Raw genomic sequence first — 23,557 nt, forward strand, 5'->3', positions numbered from 1 at the left:
GACCACCTCTCCTTAGATCAGTGCGGACCACCAGTCCGCCTCAATGACCTCAAGACGGCGGTAGGCCCCGCCGTAGAAGATCAGGGGAGTTTCGGCCGGCGACTCCTCGACGGAGAGGACCCGGCCGATCACGATGTCGTGGTCTCCGGCGCCGACCACCTGGTCCACGGCGCATTCGAGGGTGGCGATGGCGCCGTCGAGCAGGGGCGCTCCGCTGCGTCCCCGTACCGCTCGCGCCTGCCCGAACCGGTCGAGCCCCGGACGGGCGAACTGGCCGGACAGCCCCGTCTGGTCCTCGCCGAGGATGTTGACGGCGAAGATCCGCGCCCCGGTGAAGACGGGGTGGAGGCGGGAGGCGCGGTTGACGCAGAAGAGGACCAGCGGCGGGTCGAGCGAGACCGAGGCGAAGGAGTTCGCGGTCATGCCCACCAGGCATGCCTCACCCTGCTCGGCTACCGTCGTGATCACGGTGACCCCCGTTGCGAACCGGCCCAGCACGGCGCGCAGCGCGCCGGCGTCGACGCTCATCACGACGCTCGGAACAGCACCGAACGGGCGGCCATCCGCCGCATCCGCCTGCCCTCGTCCTTGTGGAAGGAGGCGGTGTTGTTGTCGTGGGGGAACGGCGTGCCCGCCGGTACGGGAACCTCCAGGAAATCGCAGAGCCGCTCCCAGCCCTGGGTCACGTCGTAGACGAGCAGCCGATCCTCCGGCACCTCCGCCATCACGTCGCGGTTGTGCTGCTCGAACACCTTGATGGCGTGCTCGCGGTCGGTGACCCGGCCGTCGAAGAGCCGTTGCTGGATCGCGGTCTGCACCATCCGGGTGAAGGCCCCGAGGTCGGGGCTGATCTTGCCGGCGAGCCGGAACGCGAACTTGGCGGCCGCCGGGCGGGACTCCGCCTCGACAGCCTTCTTGAAGATGGTGGATGTGGCGCTGTCGTACCAGCGCTGGGCGTCCCGGACGGTCAGGACGACCTTGGCCTCCGGGTAGTGGGCGACGAGCTCGCGCCAGAAAGCGGCGGCCGGGAAATCGACCACGCTGGCGAACCCGGCGAACACCTTGGTCCAGTCCACCGGGCGTCCCTCCGCGGCGGCCAGCCAGTGGTTGATGCGGCGGGGCTCCTCGACGATGTTGAACATGTGATAGCAGGGGCCGAAACCAAGCTCCTCCAACGCCACGCGCAGCGATGTCGTGCCTGTGCGGCCGAAACCGACTCCAATCACTCTCACGAGCGCTCACGCTAAGCCGCGCCCCTTTCGGGGGTCTTCCACCGACGTACGGAGAATCGGCATCCCCCGGCGGGAGGAACATCCGAACCGGCGACGGTAGACGCCGGTGATAGGCAGAGGTCGGCCGGTCACCGCGACAGAGGAAGGCGTGCCATGTGGACGACATTGCTGACGACGACGAGCCTGGTGGGCGCCGGGATACAGGCCGGAGCGCTGTTGATGTTCCTTTTCGGCGTGTGCCCGACCTTACGCGCCCTCGACGTCCCGTCCTGGATGCGGCTGCACGTGTCACTGGACCGCAGCATCGAGCGGTACATGCCGGCGCTCAACCTGGTCACCGGCGGCTCGACCCTCGTGCTGCTCTTCCTGACCCAGGAGGATCTCACCCGCTGGCTGCGGGCGCTCGCGCTGGCCTGCAACATCGGGCTGGCGCTGATCTCCGAGCTGGCCAACGTACGGCTCAACAAGGTGATCGCGAGCCTGGTGGACAGCGGGGACCCCGCGGTGATGGCCGGCGTGCGGGGGCGGTGGATCGTCTGGCACGCCCGGCGCACCCTGGTGATCACCGCCGGGTTCCTCGCCTACGTCGCCGCTCTGCTCGTTCCGGCGGCCTGAGCCCACACCGCATCCGCCGCAGGACATCCGCCGCGGAGGGGAGCCACCACTCCCTGGAGGGGAGAAGTCAACTCGTATCCGCGACGGGGGACATCCGGAACGCCGGATGTATAGCGTCCTTGCGTCTTTCACTCCGACAGCGAGGAGATCTCGTGAACGATCGGACGCTCATCGTGGCCCGGCTGCAGCCGGGGGCCGCCCCTGAGGTGGCGCGGCTGTTCGGGAAGTCGGACGACGGCGAGCTCCCCCAGGTCCTGGGAGTGCGTGAACGCCGTCTGTTCGAGTACCACGGTCTGTACTTCCACTACGTCGAGTTCGACGGCGACGCCACGGAGGCCATGGCGCGGGCCCGCGGGCGCGCCGACTTCGACAAGCTCTGCGCCGATCTCGATCCCTACGTCCGCCCCTACGACCCGAACACGTGGCGCAGCCCCGCCGACGCCCGCGCCGGCGAGTTCTACTCCTGGAGCCGGCCGTGACCGCCCTGCCGATCATCGAAAAGAGCACCTGGACCAGGTGCTCCGGCTGCGACGCGCTCGTCTACCTGCCCCGGCTCGAACGCGCCGGCCAGGTCTGCCCCGAGTGCGGCCACCACCGCCGGCTGTCCGCAAAGGAGCGGATCGGCCTGCTGCTCGACGAGGGCTCCTTCACGCCGGCGCGGCAGGTGCGCTCCGCCGACTCGCTCGGCTTCATCGACACCCGTCCCTATCAGGAGCGGCTGGCCGAGGCCCGCGAGCGCACCGGACTGGCGGACGCGGTGCTGCACGGGCGCGGCCGCATCGGCGGCCATCCGGTGGTCGTCGCGGTCATGGACTTCGCCTTCATGGGCGGCAGCATGGGCTCGGCGGTCGGTGAGGCCGTGACCAGGGCCGCCGAGGAGGCGCTTGCCAGCAGGACGCCGCTGGTCCTCGTGACCGCCTCGGGCGGCGCGCGCATGCAGGAGGGCTCCCTGTCCCTCATGCAGATGGGCAAGACCGCGCAGGCGTTGCGGGCGCTTTCCGGCGCGGGCGTGCTGAGCGTCTGCGTGCTCACCGACCCGACGTTCGGCGGGGTCACCGCGTCGTTCGCTACCCTGGCGGACGTCCTCATCGGCGAGCAGGGCGCGCTCATCGGCTTCGCCGGCCCCCGCGTGATCGCGGCGGCGACCCGGGAGCGGCTGCCCGAAGGTTTCCAGACCGCCGCCTTCCTGCACGAACGCGGCATGCTCGACCGGGTCGAGAGCAGGGCCGCCATCCGGCCGCTCCTGGCGAGGCTGCTCGCCCTGGGCTCGCCCCCTTCCGCCGCGCCGCCCCTGGCCCATGAGCAGGCCGCCGCGATCCGCGCCCGCGAGCAGGGCGTTCCGGTCCCCGTCCGCGAGCGGGCCGCTGCGGTCCCCGCGCGCGAGCAGGGCGTTCCGGTCCCCGCGCGCGAGGGGGCCGTCCCGATCTCCAGCTCTGGGCACGGGTCCGAGGCGGTCGTGGTGGCGCGCCCGGCGCGGGAGACCATGCGGACGGCGCGCGACATCGCGCGGCCGACCGCGCTCGACGTCATCTGGCGGATCTGCGACGACTTCGTCGAGCTGCACGGCGACCGCGCGCACGGTGACGACCCCGCCGTCGTGGGCGGTCCCGCGTCGATCGACGGCGTTCGCGTCATGGTCATCGGGCACCAGAAGGGGCACAGCACCCAGGAACTCGTGGAGCACAACTTCGGCATGGCGCACCCCGAGGGCTACCGCAAGGCACTGCGGCTGATGCGGCTGGCCGAGCGTCTCGGCCTGCCGATCGTGACGCTCGTCGATACCCAGGGCGCGGCCCCCGGAGTGGGGGCCGAGGAACGCGGCCAGGCGTGGGCGATCGCCGAGACGATCGCGGGCATGGCCGAGCTGTCGGTTCCCGTGGTGGCGACCATCATGGGGGAGGGCGGCAGCGGCGGAGCGCTCGCGCTGGCCATGGCCGACACGGTGCTCATGATGGAGAACTCCTTCTACTCGGTCATCAGCCCGGAAAGCTGCTCGACGATCCTCATGGGCGATCCCTCGCACGCAGAGGCGATGGCCGAGGCGCTGCGGATCACCCCGCCGGAGTTGCTGCGCATCGGCGTCGTGGACGGCGTGGTGGAGGAGCCGGACGGCGGGGCGCAGGCCGCGCCCGCCGACGCGGCAGCGGAGCTCAAGCGCTCTCTGCTGCGGGAGCTCGGCAGGCTCGCCGGGCTCGGCCCGGACGAATTGCTACGGCGGCGCGCGGCCCGCTTCCGCCGTATGGGGACGGTGCTGAATGACTGACCTGGTTGCGGACCTGCGGCTGCTCAGGGAAGAGGTGAGCAGCCTGGTGAAGACCATCCCCGGTCCGGTCGCCAGCGTGTCGCTGCGGGTCGGCGAGTGCGTGCTGGAGATCGCCTGGGACCACTCGGGCACGGCGCCCGCCGAGCTGAGCGTCCCGAGCGCGCCCGCCGAGCCGGACGACATGATCGACGACGGGATCAGGACCGTGGTGGCGCCGCTCGTCGGCACCTTCTACGTGGCGTCGGAGCCCGACGCGCCGCCGTTCGTCCGGCCTGGCGAGCGGGTGAAGGCCGGGCAGACGGTCGGCATCGTCGAGGCGATGAAGCTGATGAACCGCGTCAACTCCGAGTGGAGTGGCGAGGTCGTGGAGGTGGCCGTGGGCGACGGGCAGCCGGTGGAGTTCGAGCAGGTGCTCATCAAGATCAGGGCGGACCAGCCATGATCAGGAAGGTACTGATCGCCAACCGGGGCGAGATCGCCCTGCGCATCGCCCGTACCTGCCGGGAGATGGGCATCGGCACGGTCGCGGTCTACTCCACGGCCGACCGCGGCAGCCTCATCACCGCCTACGCCGACGAGGCCGTGCACATCGGGCCGCCCCAATCCCGGCGCAGCTACCTGTACATGCCGAACATCGTCGAGGCGGCCCTGCGCTGCGGCGCCGACGCCGTCCACCCCGGCTACGGGTTCCTGTCGGAGGACCCCGACTTCGCCGAGGTGTGCGCCGAGAACGGCCTGATCTTCATCGGCCCCCGCCCGGATGTCATGCGCCGGCTCGCGGACAAGGCCGAGGTGCGCACCCTGATGGCGGCGGCGGGACTGCCGGTGCTGCCGGGCAGCGAGGGCAGCGTGCCCACGCAGGCCGAGGCCGAGGAGGTGGCCGCCGCCATCGGCTATCCGGTGGTGGTCAAGGCCGTGGCGGGTGGCGGCGGGCGCGGCATCGGGGTGGCCGCGAGCCGCGCCGAACTGGCCGAGGTGTACCGGCAGACCAGCGCGTACGCCCGCGCGGTGTTCGGCAACGGAGCCGTGTACCTGGAGCGCTACCTGCCGGTCACTCGGCACGTCGAGGTGCAGGTGCTGTGCGACCAGGCGGGCAACGCGGTCCATCTGGGCGAGCGCGACTGCTCGCTGCAGCGTCGCAATCAGAAGCTGGTGGAGGAGTCTCCCTCACCGGGGCTCTCCTCCGAACTGCGCCGCAGGTTGGGCGAGCACGCGGTGGCGGGGGCGAAGGCGGTTGGATACACGGGCGCGGGCACGATGGAGTTCCTGCTCGACCCGGACGGCAACGTCACGTTCATGGAGATGAACACCCGCATCCAGGTGGAGCACCCGGTCACCGAGATGGTCACCGGCATCGACCTGATCCGCGAGCAGATCAACGTCGCCTCCGGCCTGCCGCTGGCCTTCGCCCAGGACGACGTGCGGCTGACCGGGGCGGCGATCGAGTGCCGTGTCAACGCCGAGGACCCGCGCGCCGGGTTCCGTCCCACGCCTGGACAGCTGAAGATCTTCCGGCCGCCGGGCGGCCCGTGGACAAGGGTCGACTCGGGGTTCGCCGAAGGCGACCAGGTGCCGCCGTACTACGACTCGCTGATCGCGAAGCTCATCGTGTGGGCACCCGACCGGGACCAGGCCATCGCCAGGGCTGAACGGGGGCTGGCCGAGTTCGCGGTGGAGGGCGCGGGAATGGAGACGACGATTCCCCTGCTCCGAGAGCTGATCACGCACCCTTCCTTCGCCCGCGCCGAGCACACCACACGGTTTGTCGACGAGTTCCTTGGTTAGGCCGGTTTGTGATCTGCCAGGAGGGGATGGATGCCCGTCTCGCCGGTGGCGCCGATCGCCGCCTCTGACCTGCTCGTCTTCCTGCTCCAGATCGGCCTGCTGCTCCTGCTGGCGCACGGCCTCGGCCGCCTGGCCACCCGGTTGGGCATGCCGGCCGTGGTCGGTGAGCTGGGCGCGGGTGTCCTGGCGGGGCCCTCGGTCCTCGCCCATGCCGCCCCGGCGGCCTCCGCCTGGCTGTTCCCCACCGCCCCTGCGCGCTTCCACCTGCTGGACGCGGTCGGCCAGTTGGGGGTCCTGCTGCTCGTCGGCCTGACCGGAGCGCACATGGACCTCGCCCTGGTCCGCCGGCGCGCCGCCACGGCCGCCGGGGTGAGCGTCGGCGGCCTGTGCGTCCCGCTCGGTCTCGGCGTGGCCGCCGGAGTCCTGCTGCCCAGGACGCTGGTCCCGGCCGGCACCGACGCCATGGTCTTCGCGCTGTTCCTGGGCGTCGCGATGTGCGTCAGCGCCATCCCGGTCATCGCCAAGACGCTGATGGACATGAGAATGCTGCATCGCGACATCGGACAGCTGACGCTGACCGCCGGCATGATCGACGACGCCTTCGGCTGGTGCATGCTCTCGATAGTCTCGGCCATGGCCGGCCGGGCGGCCTCGGCCGCCTCCGTGGGGATCGCGCTCGCCCACCTGGCCGTCGTCGTCGCCTTCACGCTCACCGTCGGGCGGCCGCTTGTACGCCTCGCGCTTCGCCCGGCCGCCCGGTCGGGCGAGGCGGGCCCCGCCGTCGCGGCCGCGACCATCCTGATCCTGCTGGCCGCCGCGGCCACGCACGCGCTGGGCCTGGAGGCCGTGTTCGGCGCCTTCGCCTGCGGGCTTCTCATCGGGTCCGCGGGCCGGATCGAGCCGGCCAAGCTGGCTCCGCTGCGCACTGTCGTGCTGTCGGCTCTGGCGCCGGTCTTCTTCGCCACCGCCGGCCTGCGCATGGACCTGACCGCGCTGGGCCGGCCACAGGTACTGCTCACCGGCCTCGCCGTCCTCGCCATCGCGGTGATCGGCAAGTTCGCCGGCGCGTATGCCGGGGCGCGCCTGAGCCGGCTCAACCGGTGGGAGGCGCTCGCCCTCGGCGCCGGGCTCAACGCGCGCGGCGTGATCGAGGTGGTCGTCGCCATGGTCGGTCTGCGGCTCGGCATCCTCAGCGTCGAGATATACACGATCGTCGTGCTGGTCGCGGTGGTCACCTCGCTCATGGCTCCGCCGATCCTGAGGCTCGCCATGGCGCGGCTCGCGGAGACGGCCGAGGAGGAGAGCCGCGAGAGCGAGCAGCGGGCGTGGATCACCGAGCCGGTCTCCGGCCCGTGACAACGCGCCGGTCCGGGACGCATTCTGGATACGTTCATAAAGTTCCCAGGCAATAGGCAGGTTGGCACAGCACGATACGAGACGGAGCCGCGTGAAGGACGGGGAGGCCTAGTGCCCGAGGCCAGAACTCAGGAGCCGGAGGCCCGGCTGCTGGTGGTGGAGGACAAGCCGGACATCCTGGAGTTGATGTCGGTGGCTCTCCGCTACGCCGGATTCGAGACCATGAGCGCGTCCAACGGGACAGATGCCGTGCAGTTCGCGCGGCGTCATCGGCCCGACCTCATTCTGTTGGACATCTTGCTGCCCGACCTCGACGGTTTCGAGGTGATCCAGCGGCTGCGCGGCAGCGGCGACCAGACGCCGGTGCTCTTCCTGACCGCCCGTGACGCCGTGGAGGACCGGCTGAAGGGCCTGAGCCTCGGTGGGGACGATTACGTCACCAAGCCATTCAACCTGGACGAGGTCATCGCCAGGATCCGCGCCGTGCTGCGGCGCATGCGGGGCGGCGCCGCCCTGCCCTCGCCCCGGCTCACCTTCGCCGACATCGAGCTGGACGAGGAGAGCCGCGAGGTCCGGCGGGCCGGGCGCCACATCCCGCTGTCGCCGACCGAGTTCGAACTGCTGCGGCTCTTCATGTCCAACGTCGGCCGGGTGCTGTCCAAGCGACAGATCCTCGACCAGGTCTGGCACTACGACTTCCGCGGCGACGCGGCGATCGTGGAGAAGTACGTCTGCGCCCTGCGCCGCAAGGTCGACAACGCCGAGCCCGGACTGATCCACACCATTCGCAGCGTGGGCTACGTACTCCGTCAGCCCGCGTGACGGTCAGCGAATCGTCAGGACGCATCCGGCCAAGCGGTCAGCTTCGCCCGGGAAGGTGATCTCACGCATTCCAAGCGGAGGTGACCGACAATGCTGTTTCGCCGAGCCGGGCTGGTATTGGCCGCGGTGTCATGGATAGGGCTGGCGGCGTGTTCGACGACTTCACAGGCCCACGTGGCCCCGTCGAACACGTCACAGCCGCCCTCGAGCACGGCCCCAAGCACGTCACATGGCACGTCCCACCTGTCGGAGAAGCAGTCCCAGGCGTTGGCGGACAACACGAAGTTCGCCCAATGCATGCGACAGGAAGGATTCAACATGCCCGATCCCGTGGTCGAGTCCGACGGTGAGATCGGCTTCGGCGGGCAGATGAACTGGCAGGACCCCAAGTTCCGCACGGCCAACAAGGCGTGCAAGGCCAAGGGCATCACGCTGACCCCGCCGGGCAACGGCGGCGCGTGGAAGGGCCGGCAGGGCGGCAACGGCTGACCCCCGTCCGGAGGGACGATCACCCGCGGTGATGATCCAGGCTCTCCTCCCGCCGGGGGAAGACCGGCTTCGGGGCGCGATCTACGGTGATCTCCATGCCCTTCGATGGAATCGCCAGACGCACGTTCTTGCAGGGTGCCGCAGCCGTCGGGACCGGCGCGGGGCTGGCTTGGGCCGGCGTGGCGTGGGGAGCCTCGTCCGCCCCCGGCAGGTCGGAGCCCTCGCCGCAGCGGCTCATACTTCCCAAGTTCGTCGACCCGCTGCGTGTCCCACCGGTGCTCCGGCCCCGCCGCGGCCGTTCCCACGGGGAGCTGACGGTGACCATGACGCCGGCCGACGTCAGGCTCCACTCGCAGCTCCCCCCTACCCGCATGTGGACCTACGAGGGCCACTATCCGGGCCCGACGATCGAGGTGCGCCGCGGCCAGGCGGTCAGGATCGCCTGGGAGAACCAGCTCAGCGGCACCCTCCCCATCAAGGCCGTCGACTATGTGGAGACGGCGCCGGGCCGGGACACCGATCCGCTGACCAACTATCCGGGCTCGGCCGGTTGCACGGTCGTACCGGGCGTCGCCGACCTCACCCCCTGGAACGTGGTCCACCTGCACGGCATGCTCACCGGTGGCGGCAACGACGGCTGGATGGAGAACGTCATGCCGCCGGGTGAGACCCAGCTCGTGACCTACCGGAACGACCTGCTCGCCCCGGTGCTCTGGTACCACGACCACGCGCACCACGTCACCCGGTTCAACATCCTGGCCGGACTCTCCGGCATGTACGTGATCCGCAGCGACGAGGAGGACGATCTCCGCCTGCCGCGCGGCGACCGCCTCATCCCGCTGATCCTGAGCGACCGCAACTTCGAGCTCGACTCAGCGGGCAAGCTGACCGGCCAGCTCCTGCACAAGATCGAGAAGGTCAGCAAGCGCGAGGTGGTGGCGCCCTTCGTCGGGCCGTACAACCTGGTCAACGGGACCATCTGGCCGTACCTGGAGGTGGAGCCGGGCTGGTACCGGCTGCGCCTGGTCAACATGTGCAGCTCGCGCGTGTACCGGCTCGTCCTGTTCGACGAGGCCAAGAAGGTCGTGCCCAAGGCGTTCACGGTGGTCAGCACCGACCAGGGCTTCCTCGGCGCCCCCGCCGCCGTGGACGGCCCACTGATCCTCTCGCCGGCCGAGCGCGTGGACGTGCTCGTCAACTTCGCCGCGTTCGCCGGGGCCACGCTGAAGCTCGTCAACACCCGCCCCGAGGTGAACCCCGGCGAGCCGGACACCTCCAACAACATGCTCGAACCGGACGTCATGCAGTTCCGCGTGTCCGGCGGCACGAGCAGGGACAGCTTCACCCCGCCCACTGTGCTGTCCACCTCCTTCAAGCGGCTGACCGCGGCGGACGTGCCCGCCGACGCGCCCCAGCGGTGGATCGTCCTCACCCCGCCCGGCGCCCCCAAGGCGCCGGAGCTGTGGGAGATGGAGGAGGTCGACGCGGACAAGGTGACCGTGCCTTCCGACGGCGTGGTCCAGCTGACGACCTCCGACGGCGTCCTTCGGACCTTCAGACGCGTGACGGGCTCGTACGCCGAGGGCTCCGCCTTCGATCTCATGCTCGACGAGTGGGAGGTGTGGCGGATCATCAACCTGGGCGGCCCACCGCACCCGATGCACCTGCACCTGGCCGCCTTCCAGGTGCTGGCCAGGGACGTCTACGACGTCAGCGGGTTCAGCCAGGCCCAGCGCGGCACCACCAAGCCCGTCACCTACGTCCGCCCCGACACCCTGGAGCCACACGAGCAGGGCGAGAAGGACCTGATCCGGGTGGCCGGGCACCGCGGCTCCAGCGGCGAGATGATCACCCTCGCCGTGCGGTTCCGCCATCCGGGCCGCGGGGTGTACCACTGCCACACGCTCGAACACGAGAACCACATGATGCGGCCACTGATCGTGACCCCGCACATGACCATGGCCCTGGGCGAAGGCCACCACTGAGCGGTCAGGAAATGGTCAGTCGCCGCGCAGAGCGCGAAGAGCCCCGGTTGGTTCCATGGCCCGCATGAGAGATCTCGACCTGCTTCGGCGCCGGCTTCTGCAGTCCGCGGCCCTGGCCTCGGCCGCGGTCGTCGTCGGCGCCGAGCCGTCGCGCAGCCGCGACGTCACCGAGAACGCCCCCGAGAACGCCCCCGCATCGGCGCTGTCGCGTGCACCCGCACCCCCGCTGGCGCTGCGCAAGTTCGCCGACCCGCTACGGATCCCGCCTGTCCTGCGTCCCCGTGGAGACGGGGCGGAACTTACGGTACGGCTGCGCCCCGCGCGGGTGCGGGTGCACTCTCAGCTGCCCGAGGTGCCGATGTGGACCTTCGACGGCCACTTCCCCGGCCCGACCATCGAAGTCTCGAAAGACCAGCTGATCAGGGTCACCTGGAAGAACGAGCTGAGCGGCACCATCCCGCTGGTCGCCGTCGAGGTGCCGCCGGGCAACGCCGAGCGGCCGAAGAACCACCCCGGCCGCGACGGCGCCGACCCGGTCGAGGCCGTGGCCATGCTGCCGCCGTGGGCCGCGGTCCACCTGCACGGTGCCCGTACGGGCGGCGGCAACGACGGCTGGGCCGAGAACGCGGTGCTGCCGGGCGCGGCCCAACTGTCGGAGTACCCGAACGTCCAGCCTGCCACGACGCTGTGGTACCACGACCACGCCATGCACCTGACCCGCTACACGATCATGGCGGGGCTGGCCGGGTTCTACCTGATACGCGACCGCGAAGAGGAGGAAGCGCTCGGCCTGCCGTCCGGCACGTACGACATCCCGCTCATGCTGTGCGACCGCAACCTGGACACCGACGCCGACGGGCGCCCCGTCGGCCGGTTGCTGAACAAGGTCGTTCTGCGCCGTGCCGAGCCCAAGGTGATCAGTGAGTTCACCGGGCCGTACACCATGGTGAACGGGGTGATATGGCCGTACATGGAGGTGAAGCCCCGGGCCTACCGCTTCCGCGTCGCCAACGTCTCCAACTACCGGACGTTCCGGCTGATGCTGCTCGACGAGGACGGCAGGCCCGCCATGGACGCCGTCCGGCTGGTCGGCACCGATCAGGGCCTGCTCAAGGCGCCGGTGACGTCGACGGACGCGATCGCGCTGGCCTCGGCCGAGCGGGCCGACCTGGTGATCGACTTCAGCGGCCTGCGCGGCCGGAAGGTCCGCCTGGTCAACGTCCCACTCGGCGTCGAACCCGGCCAGGCCGACCCCGACGGCGACGTCCCCGAGCCGGACGTGATGCAGTTTCGCGTGGGCGGCGGGTCGCCCGTCGCCTTCGCCACGCCGAAGCGCTCCTCCTCCTTCCGCCGCCTGACCGAGGCCGACGTGCCCGCGGACGCACCCAGGCGCTGGGTGGTGATCCCGCCGCCGGGAGCCTACGCCGGCCAGCCTGTGAACACCCTGTGGGAGATGGAGGAGGTCGAGCCGGCCTCGGGCACCGCGACGCCTGCGGGCGCCATTCAGGTCGCGATGGCGGACGGCCAGGTACGCACCCTCCGCCGGGCCGCCCAGGCCTACGCCGACCGGACCGGCGTCACGGTCGCGCTCGGGCAGTGGGAGAGGTGGCACTTCCTCGCCCTGACCCGCGAGGTCCACCCGATGCACATCCATGGGACTTCTTTCCAGGTGCTGAGCCGGTCACGCGTCGACCGCGGCGGCTACAACGACTCGACGGGCGGCACCACGACACCGCTCAAGCAACTCGGAGAAGAGCCACTGGGCGCCTGGGAGCAGGGCTGGAAGGACACGGTGACGGTCACCGGGGGCCAACTGGTGACGGTGGCCGCCCGCTTCGACCACCCCGGCAGGTTCGTCTACCACTGCCACATCCTGGAGCACGAGATGGACATGATGCGGCCGTTCGTCGTCATGCCGCACGAAGTCATGATGCTGCAGCATTGACACCATGAGCCTATTGCCAGGCATCATCCGGCGGGCCGCCGCCGAAACCCCCCTACGGACCAAGCTCGTCGCCACCGTGGTGCTCATCGCGGTGGTGTCGCTGGCAGCCCTCGCGATCGCCAGCCTGTTCCTGATCCGGCAGCACCTGCTGAACCGGGTGGACGAGCAGCTGATCTCGGTGGCCGAGCAGACCAGGAACCGGGTGTGGGGCGGTGGGAAGGGCGGCGGCCGCGACGTTGAGATCGTCGGCGACGCCGGCGACCACACGATCACGGCGCGGGTGCCCAGCGACATCCTCGCCCAGGTGCGCAGGCCGGACGGCACACTGGTGGCCACCACCCCGCTCGAGGACGTCAAAGGTCCCGGGCCCCGGCTGGACGCGACGGTGCTGGCCGCGCGCCGCGGCATCCCCTTCACCGTCATGGACGAGGCGGGCGTCGGCCACTGGCGGGTGGTGATGGTGCCGCTCGGCTCGGGGGAGACCGACCTGATCGCGGCCACCAGCCTGGCGGAGGTGGGCGCCACGCTCGACGACTTCATCGTGATCGAGCTGATGCTCGGCGGCGTCGTGCTGGTGGCCGTGGTGGCGGCGGGTGTGCTGATCGTACGGGTCAGCCTGCTTCCGCTGGCCCACATGGAGCGGGCCGCGCACACGATCGCCGCCGGCCACCTCTCGGCGCGTGTCCCCGACTACCCGCCACGCACCGAGGTCGGCAGCCTGGCGCGCGCGCTCAACGCCATGCTCAGCCAGATCGAGGCCGCGTTCCACGCGCGCACCCGTTCGGAGAACCTGCTGCGCCAGTTCGTCGCCGACGCCGGCCATGAGCTGCGCACGCCCCTGACCGCGATCCGCGGCTTCGCCCAGCTCTACAAGAACGACCCCAGCCGCGGCGAATGGCTCGTCGACCGCATCGAGCGGGGCGCCGTGCGGATGAGCCTGATGGTGGAGGACCTGCTCCTGCTCGCCCAGCTCGACCAGCGGCGCCCGCTCGACCGCAAGCCCATCGACCTGCTCAGGCTCGTGCTCGACGCCATCCACGAGGTGCGCGCGGCGGCCCCGGACAGGAAGGTGGATCTGGACATCCAGCCCGACGCCGCCTACCAGGTGCTCGGAGACGAGGTCAGGCTGCGCCAGGTCCTGGACAATTTGCTGACCAACGCGCTCAGGCACACCCCCGACGACAGCCTGATCGAGGTCAGGTTGCGCGGCGGCGAACTGCGGCAAGCGCCGGCGGCGGCGATCGAGGTCACCGACCACGGCCCGGGGCTCTCACCCGAGCAGGCCGAGCGCGTCTTCGAACGCTTCTACCAGGTCGATCCTTCGCGCTCCAAGGGCGATGGCAGCGGGCTCGGGCTCGCGATCGTGGCCGCTCTGGTCGCCGCGCACGACGGCAGCGTGGAACTCGAGACCTCCCCGGGCCGTGGCGCCACGTTCCGCGTGCTGCTCCTTCTGGAAGAGTAGCCCCGCCGGCGAATGTGGTAGGTGATCGGTCAGGTCTCCTGCCTGCCGTGGTCAGCTTCGCCGCCCAGATTGGTCCCGTACCCGAAGGCGAGTGTCCTTCGGGCGGAGGTGATCTGGAGTGTTCGCTCACCGCGCCGCGCTCGCGTTCGGCGCTCTCACACTTGCCGCGGCTCTGGCAGGCTGCTCGGGCAGCCAGGCGGAGCCGGGGGTCGCGTCGTTGCGGAAGTCCGGCGACACGTCTCCTTCGGCCTCTCCCAGCGCCACCATGAACCAGCAGGACGCCTTGGTGCAGTGGGCCGCCTGCATGCGCCAGCACGGTGTGGCCGTCAAGGACCCCGGCACGACCACGGGTCCGCTCATTCCCCAGGGCGGGGTGAACTCGCAGACCTTGCAGCGGGCGCAGCAGTCGTGCCGCTCTCACCTGCAGGCCGCGGGAGGCAACCAGGACAACGTCAGCGGGCCCGCCGCGCTCGACAAGTTCCTGGAGCTCGCCAAGTGCATGCGCGAGCACGGCGTACAGGACTTCCCCGACCCTGTGCTCGACGCGAACGGCTCGGTCACGTTCAACGGGAAGATCGACAGGAAGGCCCCGCACTATCAGGAGGCCTCCGACGCCTGCAAGAGCAAGCTGCCCTCCTCGGGCACATGGGGAGGCTCGTGATGAGGCGCTCCGTCGTCATCGCCGTCGCTGTCGCGTTGGTCGCCGGAGGCGGTGCCGCGGCGGTCGTCCTGTCGGGTGGCCTCGCCCTGTCCGGCTCCGGCACCCCGGCGCAGGCGACCGGCGTGCGGCTGCCCGCCACCGCGGCGGTCAAGCGCGGCGACCTCGTCGACCAGCAGACGGTCTCCGGCACGCTGGGCTACACCGGCGAGCGCACCGTACCCAACAACGCCGCGGGCACGCTGACCTGGCTGCCCCCCGCGGGCCGGCTGCTCGGCCGGGGCGCGACGCTCTACAAGGTGGACCGCCATCCCGTCGTGCTGATGTACGGCACGACCCCCATGTACCGCACGCTGGAGTACGGCGTGTCCGACGGCCCTGACGTGCGGCAACTGGAGGAGAACCTCAAGAAGCTCGGCTACGGCGACGGCCTGACCGTCGACGACCACTTCAGCTCGACCACGTCCACGCGTGTCCTGGAGTGGCAGGATGACAAGGGGCTGGCGGAGACCGGCACGGTGACCTCGGCCAACGTGGTCTTCCTGCCGGGCAAGGTGCGGGTCAAACAGGTCAGCGGCGCGACCGGTGACCCGTCGCGGGCCGGCAAGCCCGTGCTGACGGTCACCGGGACCCGGCGAGTGGTCCAGGTCGACCTGGACGTCGCCGACCAGCAGCTGGCGCGCAAGGGCGCCCGGGTCACGGTCGAGCTTCCTGGCGGTGCCTCGGCCAAGGGGAAGATCACCGACGTCGGCACGGTGGCCCAGCTCCCGAGCGCGAGCGGTCAGCAGGCCAACCCGCAGGACGCGACCATCACCACCGAGATCACGCTGAGCGACGCCAAGAAGGCGCGCGGCCTCGACCAGGCCCCGGTCAGCGTCGACCTGCAGAGCGAGACGCGCAAGAACGTGCTGTCCGTGCCCGTCGAGGCGCTGCTCGCGCTGCGCGAGGGCGGCTACGGCGTACAGATCGTCCAGGACGGCACGGTAAAGCTCGTGCCGGTCCAGATCGGGATCTTCGCCAGCGGTCAGGTCGAGGTGAGCGGCGGCGGGCTGGCCGAGGGAATGAAGGTCGGGGTGCCCGCGTCATGACCCTCGTCGTCGACCTGAAGGACGTCGTCAAGCGCTACGGCGGCTCGGTGACGGCACTCAACGGGGTGTCCCTGCAGATCGAGGCGGGCGAGATGGTGGCCATCGTCGGCCCATCCGGCTCGGGCAAGTCCACACTGCTGCACATCATGGGCACGCTGGACCGGCCCACGTCCGGGACGGTCAGGATCGTGGGCTGCGACGTCGCCGCGCTGCCGGACCGCAGGCTCTCGGCGCTGCGCGCCCGCCGCATCGGGTTCGTCTTCCAGCAGTTCCACCTGTCGCCCGGCCAGTCGGCCGTCGACAACGTGGCGGACGGGCTGCTGTACGCGGGCATCTCCCGGCGTGAACGCCGTCTGCGCGCGGTGAAGGCGCTGGAACGGGTGGGGCTCGGGCACCGGCTGGAGCATCGGCCGTACCAGATGTCGGGCGGCGAGCAGCAGCGCGTCGCCGTGGCACGCGCGGTGGTCGGCGAGCCGCCGCTCCTGCTGGCTGACGAGCCGACCGGCAACCTGGACTCGGCGGCGGGGAGCGAGGTGCTGAAACTCCTGCACGACCTGCATGACGCCGGGACCACCGTCGTGATCATCACTCATGACGCCGAGGTGGCGGAGATGGCCGAGCGGCGGGTGCGCGTCCGGGACGGGGCCGTGCTCAGCGAGGGGAGCGACTCGTGACGGGCGACGTTCTGCAGGACACGATGCGCCCGGCCAGGCTCAACCCCGGCGACGTCCTGCGGGTCGGCGCGGCGGGCCTGCTCGGCCGGCCGACCAGGGTCGTGCTGTCGGCCCTGGGCATCGCGATCGGCATCGCCACCATGATCGCTGTGGTCGGCATCTCCTCCTCCAGCCAGGCAGAGCTGCTGCGGCAACTCGACCGGCTCGGTACCAACCTGCTGACGGTCAAACCCGGCCAGAGTGTCTTCGGTGACAACACCAAGCTGCCGATCGAGTCGGTCAGCATGGTCCGCGGCATCGCGCCGGTCCACGCGGTCAGCGCCACGGGCGCGATCTCGGCCACGGTCCGGCGCACGGACAAGATCCCCGCCGACCAGACCGGGGGGATCTCCGTACGGGCCACCTCGCTGGATCTGCTGAGCACGTTGCAGGGCAAGGTGGTCAGCGGGAGCTGGCTCAACGCGGCGACCGAGCGGTATCCCTCCATGGTCCTCGGCGCGGTGTCCGCGCAGCGGCTGGGCGTCACACAGGCGGGGACGCAGGTCTGGGTGGATCACCGCTGGTTCACGGTCGTGGGGATCCTCGGCTCCCTGGACCTGGCGCCCGAGATCGATCGCAGCGCGCTGGTGGGCTGGCCGGCGGCGCAGAAGCTGTTCGGGTTCGACGGGCACCCGACCATGATCTACGAGCGTTCCTCCGACGCCGCCGTCGCCGACGTGGCCGCCGTGCTGGCCAGAACGGTCAACCCGGAGAACCCGGAGGAGGTCGAGGTCAGCCGTCCCTCCGACGCGCTCGCGGCGCGTACGGCGGCGGCGGGCGCGTTCACCAACCTGCTGCTCGGCCTGGGCGCGGTCGCGCTCCTGGTAGGCGGCGTCGGCATCGCGAACACGATGATCATCTCGGTGCTGGAGCGGCGAAGAGAGATCGGGCGGCGGCGGGCCATCGGCGCTACCCGCGGCCAGATCCGGCTGCAGTTCCTCACCGAGTCGCTGCTGCTGTCCGGGCTGGGCGGAGCGGTGGGCGCGGTCCTCGGGGCGGCCGTGACCTTGGTCTACGCCGCCACGAATCACTTCCCTGCCGTAGTGCCGCCCTGGGCCTTCGCCGGCGGGCTGGGCGCCACGCTCGTGATCGGGGTGATCGCCGGGATCTACCCGGCGGTCCGGGCGTCACGGCTGTCGCCGACCGTGGCGCTGGCGGCCACATGAAAGAGCACGGCCGGCCCAGGTCCGAGGAACCCGAAGCCGGCCGTGCCGATCCAGCGAACTCAGGCCCTGCCGCCGTAGGAGCCGACCTGCTGCGGGACCGGTACTCTCTCGGCGGGCGCGGACTGACCGGGCTGCACCAGGCCGTGCTCGTAGGCGTAGATCACCACCTGGACGCGATCACGGACTCCCAGCTTCTGGTAGAGGTGCTGGACGTGGGACTTCACGGTGCTCTCTCCCAGGCTGAGCATCTGCGCCATGTCCTCGTTGCGATAGCCGCGCACCAGCAGACGGAAGACGTCGAGCTCGCGCTCGGTCAAGCCGACCAGATCGGGCGCGGCCGACGGCGACAGCACAGGCCGCCGGGCGAACTCCTCGATGAGACGGCGGGTGACCGAGGGGGCCAGTAGGCCGTCCCCTGTCGCCACTGTGCGCACCGCGTCCACCAGGCCCTCAGTCGGGGAGTCCTTCAGCGCGAAACCACTGGCGCCGGCGCGCAGGGCCTCGAACACGTACTCATCGCGGTCGTACATCGAGAGGATCAACACCTTGAGGTTGGCTGACCAATCAGCAGACAGGATCCTTTCTGTCGCCTCGATGCCGCCCATCTGCGGCATGTTCACGTCCATCAGCACGACGTCCGGGCACAACGCCCGTGACAACCGCACCGCGTCCATCCCGTTGTGGGCCTCGCCCACGACCTCCAGACCGGGAACGGGATCGAATGTCGCTCGTAACCCGCTCCTGACGAGCGGCTGGTCGTCGGCGATAAGCAGACGGATGTGGGGTGATTCCATCACTGCTCCTTGCGTCGCTAGGGCTGCTGTCCGTTCACCCGCGCTAATGAGCCGTATCTATCGTCTCCGCGTTTCCTGACCGGTTCCTGAACGCACCCGCTCAGGTTCCCGACCGGCGGTGCGGGATCGATCAAAGGTCGTCCGCGTATGTGGGCGGGGGAGACCCGGTCGAGGTTCCGTTCGGCCGCGCGGTATCGGGCAGCGTCGCTTGGATCAGGAACCCTTCCGTCAGCGGACCGCAGGTGAACTCGCCGCCCTCGCTGATGACCAGTTCGCGGAGCCCGAGCAGGCCGTAGCCGGTCGAGGGCCGGACGAAGTCGCGCAGGCTCCCGCTGCCGTTGACCACGCTGACCGTGAGCCGTTCGCCGAAGTCGAGCGAGATGCGGATGGCATGCCGGCCGTCATGCTTGAGCGCGTTGGTGAGCCCTTCCTGGGCCACGTGCAGCGCGGCCTTCTGGATCGCGGGCGGCAGCCGGCGCTCCGTGCCGGACAAGGCCAGCTCGATCGGCTCGTCCCCCTTGCCGACCTGGGCGATGAGCGTGGCCACCTGCGCGGACAGCGGCACGTCCTCGACGGAGGCCGACACAGGCGTGCTGCGCAGCGAGCCGACGATGGATCGGACCTCGTCCAGGATCTCTTGGGCGATCCGTTCGACGGCGTTCGCCGTCACGCTCTCCTGCGTGCCCATTCGGGCCAGCCCGCGCATCTGCATCGAGATGAGCAGCAGCCCATGACCGACGCTGTCGTGCAGCTCTCTGGCTATCCGGCGCCGTTCACGAAGGACGGCGGGGTGCAGCACGTCGCTGCCCCGCCGTCGCCACAATGTGAAGTGGACGCCTAACGTTGCGATGGCGCCGATAGAAATACCGAAAACGAGCGCACAAAGAACCCCGTGTAATGTAGCTAAAGCTAAGATGCCCAGCGCCTCTGCGAGGCTGTACATCGACGCCTCTCACCCCCGAATGCTCGTCGCTCGACCACGTGGGCCAGACCGTGCTTATGCGAGCATGGTCCGCCGCACAGGTCGCGGCGCTGCGGAATTCGGTGGCCGGACAGGGGGAATCTCCATCCAGGTCGGATGCAACGGTTCTACCCCCGTAAATTCGTTGAATTCCGCTCCTTGAAGATACTGCGCTAGTGTATTGTGCATCCGGGCTAATGGCAAGGATGTAACGGTTTTGTCGATATTCGTGAAATGGGCCTCTCTCGTCCAGTGCAACCGAATTATTTTCGGTTCTCGCCCACTCTCGTGGACACGCCCGCCGCGAGCCGCTCGCCCACCACTGCCTGCAGCTCCATCCGGGCACTGCGCCGGAGCCTGCGCAGGTCGGCGGTGACCACGTCCTGCTCCTTGCTGCGCTCGAAGGAACGGAACGCCGCATCGTCGCTCCAGTCCGAGGTGATCACGTAGACGATCTCGCCGTCGTCGCCCCCCGTTGCCCGGCTCAACGTCTGCCGGATGCACCCCGGCCAGGCCCGCGCCCAGTCGGCCACCTTGCCCCAGGCGTCCTCGAACTCCTCGGCGTCCCCCTGCCCGACAGTGAAGGTCAGTACGGCACGCAGCCGGCCTGCGACGCTCATCACCACTCCCCGAATACCCGCATGGCGTTCTCATGGGCGATCCCGGCCAGGTCGTCGCCGGTGACGACCCCCGAGATCAGGCCGACGACCGCGTCCAGCTCGCTCATCAGCGGCGGCGCGTCGGTGCCGAACAAGATGTTGCGCGGACCGAACACCTCCAGGTTCTGCCGCAACTGCCCTGGACTGGGGCAGGAAGTGTCGACCAGGATCCGGCGCAGGTGATCGCTGGGCTTCACCCCGAGAGCCCACGGCTCCGCCGCCTCCCGTCCCGGACGCGGGGCCACAGCCAGGTCGAGCTTCTCTCCGAGGCAGGCCAGGCCACCGCCGCCCGCCGGAGCGATCAGGCACAGCTTCGGATCGCGGGCCAGCCGTCCGGCGCAGATGAGCGCGGCCAGGCCCATCGTGACGTCGTTGAGCCGGGCGATGTGCTCCACCATCCCGAATCCCAGGTCCAGCACGCTGCCGGTGCCCACGGGCTCGGCCGGGGGATGCAGCATGACCGGCGCCCTCCGCTCGGCGACGAAAGCGAAGAAGTCGTCGGCGCGCGGTGAGCTGAGATACCGCCCCTCCACGCTCGTGTTCACGATCAGTCCGACGAACTCCGGTTCGGCCAGCAGCTCGGCCGCCTGGCGCAGGTGCTTGTCGCCCCCGAAAGGGTCGAGGTAGGCGTACGCCCGCAGGTGCTCGGGATAGGCTCTGACCAGCTCGCCGAGCGCCTCGTTGTGCGCGCGCACCTGATCGGCGCTCTGCTGGTAGTTGCCCGCGCCGGTGCCGGGCAGCATGGACCCGGCGCCGACGGGGCTCCCGATGATCGTCTTATCGATCGCGCGGGCCAGCTTGCCCTCGATCATGCCCTCGGGGTCGTGCAGCCCCGGAGGACCGCCGCGGCCTTCGTTCGGCGGCGCGAGGTGCCCGTGCACGTCGACGAACATCACGCGCCCTTCCCCGGCGGAGGCCCGGCCAGAGCGGTGCTGAACCCGAACCTCCCCATCACCGGCACCAGGGCGCCGTACATGCCGTCGGACGCCTCGCTGGTGAGGAAGGCGACCACGCGCGCCACCAGGTCCGGAGTCACGGCCTGCGCGAAGTCGGCATGCGGTCGCTGCTGCCGGGCCTCGGGCGTGTCGGCCATGGTCATCACCACGGCGTTCGCGTGCACGCCGCGCTCCTTCACCTCGTGCGAGAGCGAGCGCATCCAGGCGAGCAGCGCCGCCTTCGCCGCCGCGTACCCGCCCAGGAAGCCCATCGGCTCCTGTGCGAGCGGGGAGCCGAAGTAGACGAGCCGGCCGCCGTTGGCGAGGCGGGGCAGCACGGCGTGCGTCGCGTGAACCGACGACAGGAAGTTGACCGCGAGCAGGCGCTCGTGGTCGACGAACTGGCTCGGCCCGGCCTGGAAGCTCCCGATCATGTGGACCAGCCCGTCGAGCCGGCCGAACCTGCGCTCGGCCTCCTGTGCCACGGTCTCGGCTCCCTCGGCGGTGGTGACGTCGGCGGCGAACACCTCGACCTGTCCCGGCACGCCGTACATGCGCTCCAGCTCGGCCAGCCGGTCGGTGTTCCTGCCCGTGAGCAGCAGGCGGTCGCCGCGCTTGGCCAGCAGCCCGGCGACCGCCTCGCCCACCGGGCCGGTCGACCCGGTGAGCAGCAGGACCGGCGACTCGCTCACGCCGTCGCCCCGACCGGCGCGCGGCGGGTGGTGACATGGTCCATCCCCATCCGGAGGAAGAAGTCCCTGGCGCCCTCAGGCGTGCTGGCGTCGCGGCGGTCCTCTTCCACCACGTAGTTGTCGAGTTCGCTCTCCACGTGCTGGATGTTGGGGTCCTGGGCGAGGTGCGCCATGAGCGAAGGCACGTTCCCGTCGATCTCGATCATGCGGACGACGATCTGGTCCTTCATGAAGACGGAGGTGCTGACCATCCGGGTGCCGTCAGCCGCGACGTACGCCGGGGCGGAGTAGTTGGCGAGCAGAGCTCTGACCTGCTCCTCGGTGCCGGGCTTGATCCTGAACATGATGGCGAGACGCTGCAAGTTTCCCATGGCCCGTAGCCTCGCCCGTCTCCTCCGGCCGGTCTTCCCACCGGCGTACCGATCCGCGCCTCCCCTCCGCGGTGGAGCTGACAGCCGTACAGCGGTAGACAGCCCGTTTACACAGGAAGCATGCAGATCAAATTGACCGGAAAGAGAGCCTTGGTGACAGGCGGCACCCGCGGCATAGGCCGCGCCGTCGTCCGTGCCCTTGCCGAGGCCGGAGCGGACGTCGTCACCTGCTACCGGCAGCCCGGCGAGCACGCCGACTCGCTGGCTCGTGAGCTGCGGCTCACCGGGGGAGACCACAGCCTGCACCAGGCGGACGTGAGCCGGCCCGAGGACGTCGCGCGCCTGATCGGCGAGTGCGGACCCCGCCTGGACATCCTCGTCAACAACGCGGGCGCCATCTCCCACATCCCCTTCGCCGAGCTGCCGCTGCAGGAGTGGCAGCGCATCATCGACACCAACCTCACCGCCGTTTTCGCCGTCACCCAGGCGGCGCTGCCGCTGCTGACCTCCGGTTCGTCGGTCGTCTTCGTGGGCTCCAAGGTGGCGACCGTGGGCATGCCGCTGCGCGCCCACTACACCGCGTCCAAGGCCGGGCTCGTCGGCCTGGGCCGCACGCTCTGCAAGGAGCTCGGGCCGCGCGGCATCCGGGTCAACGTCGTCCAGCCCGGGATCATCCAGACGACCGACATTCCGGTCGACCGGCTCAAGCACTACGAGTCGATCATCGGCCTCGGGCGTCTGGGGCAGCCTGGCGAGGTCGCGAACGTCGTCACTTTCCTGGCCAGCGACCTGGCCTCGTACATCACCGGCGAGACCCTGAACGTGGATGGAGGAACCTGATGATCGAGCCCGGTTTCCGCGTCATGCTGCGCATGCAGATCCATTCCGGCATGGAGGACGAGTTCGAGCAGGTGTGGCGAGCGGTGGGCGCCGCGGTCACCAGCCATCCGGCGAACCTCGGTCACTGGCTGCTGCGCAGCGCCGACGAGCAGGGGGTCTACTACATCAACAGCGACTGGGTGGACGAGGAGCGGTTCAGGGAGTTCGAGGAGAGCTGGGAGCACGGCGAACACCGGGCCAAACTGCACCCCTACCGGGCCAGCGCCACGATCGCGACCATGCATGTGGTCGGGCACCTCACGAAGGAGACGGCATGACCGTACGGGTGCTGCTGCGCTACCGCGGCCCCGAGGACGAGATCGCCACGGCTTTCCACACCATCAGCACGAAGCTGCGCGGCACGCCTGGCCTGCTGCGCAGTGAGCTGTGGCAGGACGTGGGCGAGCGGCGCTCGTTCGTCGTGTCCAGCGAGTGGACCAGCCGGGAGGATTTCGACGCCTGGGAGCAGGGGCCCGACCACAAGGCCACCACCCAGCCGCTGCGCCCCTACCATGAGTCCGGCGGGTTCCAGCTCGTCGAGGTGGTGGCCGTCCACCGGTGATGACAAAGACGTTGTCGCAGCTCGACGTGGTCGAAGCCGAGGCCATCCACATCATGCGCGAGGTCGCGGCCGAGTTCGAGCATCCCTGTCTGCTCTTCTCCGGGGGCAAGGACTCGATCGTCATG

At 70.1% G+C, this 23,557-nt stretch carries 26 protein-coding genes and 1 pseudogene; 19 read left to right on the forward strand and 8 right to left on the reverse strand.

What is annotated here, in order from left to right; genetic code table 11:
* Positions 1-12 precede the first annotated feature (12 nt).
* Both AB0J64_RS40100 and AB0J64_RS40105 read right to left on the reverse strand, forming a co-directional pair.
* Complete coding sequence (locus AB0J64_RS40100; RefSeq protein WP_364039652.1) at positions 13-528, reverse strand: flavin reductase family protein; 516 nt, start codon at positions 526-528, stop codon at positions 13-15.
* Complete coding sequence (locus AB0J64_RS40105; protein ID WP_364039655.1) at positions 528-1,232, reverse strand: sulfotransferase family protein; 705 nt, start codon at positions 1,230-1,232, stop codon at positions 528-530. Before AB0J64_RS40105 ends, AB0J64_RS40100 begins: the two co-directional genes overlap by 1 nt.
* Before the next feature lie 153 nt (positions 1,233-1,385).
* Between AB0J64_RS40105 and AB0J64_RS40110 the strand changes: the two genes are divergently transcribed.
* From AB0J64_RS40110 to AB0J64_RS40180, 15 genes are all read left to right on the forward strand, one after another.
* On the forward strand, positions 1,386-1,847 hold the full coding sequence (locus AB0J64_RS40110; protein ID WP_364039658.1) for a DUF1772 domain-containing protein: 462 nt from the start codon (positions 1,386-1,388) through the stop codon (positions 1,845-1,847).
* A 152-nt stretch (positions 1,848-1,999) separates the two neighbouring features.
* Positions 2,000-2,326 carry a TcmI family type II polyketide cyclase gene (locus tag AB0J64_RS40115; protein WP_364039661.1) on the forward strand — a complete coding sequence of 109 codons (327 nt, stop codon included), beginning with the start codon at positions 2,000-2,002 and terminating at the stop codon, positions 2,324-2,326.
* Positions 2,323-4,110, forward strand: a complete 1,788-nt coding sequence (gene accA, locus AB0J64_RS40120) for an acetyl-CoA carboxylase carboxyl transferase subunit alpha (protein ID WP_364039664.1) — start codon at positions 2,323-2,325, stop codon at positions 4,108-4,110. Before AB0J64_RS40115 ends, accA begins: the two co-directional genes overlap by 4 nt.
* Positions 4,103-4,552 carry a biotin/lipoyl-containing protein gene (locus AB0J64_RS40125; protein ID WP_364039667.1) on the forward strand — a complete coding sequence of 150 codons (450 nt, stop codon included), beginning with the start codon at positions 4,103-4,105 and terminating at the stop codon, positions 4,550-4,552. The genes accA and AB0J64_RS40125 overlap by 8 nt, the downstream gene beginning before the upstream one ends.
* On the forward strand, positions 4,549-5,895 hold the full coding sequence (locus AB0J64_RS40130; protein ID WP_364039670.1) for an acetyl-CoA carboxylase biotin carboxylase subunit: 1,347 nt from the start codon (positions 4,549-4,551) through the stop codon (positions 5,893-5,895). Before AB0J64_RS40125 ends, AB0J64_RS40130 begins: the two co-directional genes overlap by 4 nt.
* Before the next feature lie 30 nt (positions 5,896-5,925).
* Complete coding sequence (locus AB0J64_RS40135; protein ID WP_364039673.1) at positions 5,926-7,251, forward strand: cation:proton antiporter; 1,326 nt, start codon at positions 5,926-5,928, stop codon at positions 7,249-7,251.
* Between the two features lie 111 nt (positions 7,252-7,362).
* Positions 7,363-8,073, forward strand: coding sequence for a response regulator transcription factor (locus AB0J64_RS40140; RefSeq protein ID WP_364039676.1), 711 nt, complete (start codon positions 7,363-7,365; stop codon positions 8,071-8,073).
* A 318-nt stretch (positions 8,074-8,391) separates the two neighbouring features.
* Positions 8,392-8,562, forward strand: coding sequence for a hypothetical protein (locus AB0J64_RS40145; protein WP_364039679.1), 171 nt, complete (start codon positions 8,392-8,394; stop codon positions 8,560-8,562).
* A gap of 95 nt (positions 8,563-8,657) precedes the next feature.
* On the forward strand, positions 8,658-10,547 hold the full coding sequence (locus AB0J64_RS40150) for a multicopper oxidase domain-containing protein (protein WP_364039682.1): 1,890 nt from the start codon (positions 8,658-8,660) through the stop codon (positions 10,545-10,547).
* Positions 10,548-10,611: 64 nt separating this feature from the next.
* Complete coding sequence (locus AB0J64_RS40155) at positions 10,612-12,492, forward strand: multicopper oxidase domain-containing protein (RefSeq protein WP_364039685.1); 1,881 nt, start codon at positions 10,612-10,614, stop codon at positions 12,490-12,492.
* A 4-nt stretch (positions 12,493-12,496) separates the two neighbouring features.
* On the forward strand, positions 12,497-13,954 hold the full coding sequence (locus AB0J64_RS40160) for a HAMP domain-containing sensor histidine kinase (RefSeq protein WP_364039688.1): 1,458 nt from the start codon (positions 12,497-12,499) through the stop codon (positions 13,952-13,954).
* A gap of 118 nt (positions 13,955-14,072) precedes the next feature.
* Entirely contained in the window at positions 14,073-14,615 is a 543-nt protein-coding gene (locus AB0J64_RS40165; protein WP_364039691.1) for a hypothetical protein, read from the forward strand.
* Entirely contained in the window at positions 14,615-15,700 is a 1,086-nt protein-coding gene (locus AB0J64_RS40170) for a peptidoglycan-binding protein (RefSeq protein ID WP_364039694.1), read from the forward strand. The genes AB0J64_RS40165 and AB0J64_RS40170 overlap by 1 nt, the downstream gene beginning before the upstream one ends.
* A complete protein-coding gene (locus AB0J64_RS40175) occupies positions 15,697-16,374 on the forward strand; it encodes an ABC transporter ATP-binding protein (RefSeq protein ID WP_364039697.1) in 678 nt (225 codons plus the stop codon). Before AB0J64_RS40170 ends, AB0J64_RS40175 begins: the two co-directional genes overlap by 4 nt.
* On the forward strand, positions 16,371-17,579 hold the full coding sequence (locus tag AB0J64_RS40180; protein ID WP_364039700.1) for an ABC transporter permease: 1,209 nt from the start codon (positions 16,371-16,373) through the stop codon (positions 17,577-17,579). The genes AB0J64_RS40175 and AB0J64_RS40180 overlap by 4 nt, the downstream gene beginning before the upstream one ends.
* Before the next feature lie 59 nt (positions 17,580-17,638).
* Here AB0J64_RS40180 and AB0J64_RS40185 read toward each other — a convergent pair whose 3' ends face one another.
* The 6 genes from AB0J64_RS40185 to AB0J64_RS40210 form a co-directional block, all read right to left on the reverse strand.
* Positions 17,639-18,373, reverse strand: coding sequence for a response regulator transcription factor (locus AB0J64_RS40185; RefSeq protein WP_364039703.1), 735 nt, complete (start codon positions 18,371-18,373; stop codon positions 17,639-17,641).
* Positions 18,374-18,503: 130 nt separating this feature from the next.
* Entirely contained in the window at positions 18,504-19,172 is a 669-nt protein-coding gene (locus AB0J64_RS40190) for a histidine kinase (RefSeq protein WP_364039706.1), read from the reverse strand.
* A 425-nt stretch (positions 19,173-19,597) separates the two neighbouring features.
* The gene (locus tag AB0J64_RS40195) at positions 19,598-19,954 is read right to left on the reverse strand and encodes an antibiotic biosynthesis monooxygenase family protein (RefSeq protein WP_364039709.1); all 357 of its coding nucleotides are present in this window, start codon (positions 19,952-19,954) and stop codon (positions 19,598-19,600) included.
* Positions 19,954-20,886: an amidohydrolase family protein gene (locus AB0J64_RS40200; RefSeq protein WP_364039730.1), complete on the reverse strand. Its 933-nt coding sequence runs from the start codon at positions 20,884-20,886 to the stop codon at positions 19,954-19,956. Before AB0J64_RS40200 ends, AB0J64_RS40195 begins: the two co-directional genes overlap by 1 nt.
* The gene (locus tag AB0J64_RS40205; protein ID WP_364039712.1) at positions 20,886-21,620 is read right to left on the reverse strand and encodes an SDR family oxidoreductase; all 735 of its coding nucleotides are present in this window, start codon (positions 21,618-21,620) and stop codon (positions 20,886-20,888) included. The genes AB0J64_RS40200 and AB0J64_RS40205 overlap by 1 nt, the downstream gene beginning before the upstream one ends.
* Positions 21,617-21,991, reverse strand: coding sequence for a SchA/CurD-like domain-containing protein (locus tag AB0J64_RS40210; protein ID WP_364039715.1), 375 nt, complete (start codon positions 21,989-21,991; stop codon positions 21,617-21,619). Before AB0J64_RS40210 ends, AB0J64_RS40205 begins: the two co-directional genes overlap by 4 nt.
* 153 nt (positions 21,992-22,144) lie before the next feature.
* On the opposite strand from AB0J64_RS40210, the gene AB0J64_RS40215 reads away from it, so the two are divergent.
* The 4 genes and pseudogenes from AB0J64_RS40215 to AB0J64_RS40230 form a co-directional block, all read left to right on the forward strand.
* Positions 22,145-22,831, forward strand: a complete 687-nt coding sequence (locus tag AB0J64_RS40215) for an SDR family NAD(P)-dependent oxidoreductase (RefSeq protein WP_364039718.1) — start codon at positions 22,145-22,147, stop codon at positions 22,829-22,831.
* Positions 22,831-23,148, forward strand: coding sequence for an antibiotic biosynthesis monooxygenase family protein (locus AB0J64_RS40220; RefSeq protein WP_364039721.1), 318 nt, complete (start codon positions 22,831-22,833; stop codon positions 23,146-23,148). The genes AB0J64_RS40215 and AB0J64_RS40220 overlap by 1 nt, the downstream gene beginning before the upstream one ends.
* On the forward strand, positions 23,145-23,432 hold the full coding sequence (locus tag AB0J64_RS40225) for an antibiotic biosynthesis monooxygenase family protein (RefSeq protein ID WP_364039724.1): 288 nt from the start codon (positions 23,145-23,147) through the stop codon (positions 23,430-23,432). The genes AB0J64_RS40220 and AB0J64_RS40225 overlap by 4 nt, the downstream gene beginning before the upstream one ends.
* Positions 23,432-23,557: pseudogene (locus AB0J64_RS40230) on the forward strand (sulfate adenylyltransferase small subunit); the annotation flags it as partial. The gene AB0J64_RS40225 and the pseudogene AB0J64_RS40230, both read left to right, overlap by 1 nt.

This window comes from Nonomuraea sp. NPDC049695, assembly GCF_040674955.1.
Lineage (GTDB): Bacteria > Actinomycetota > Actinomycetes > Streptosporangiales > Streptosporangiaceae > Nonomuraea > Nonomuraea helvata.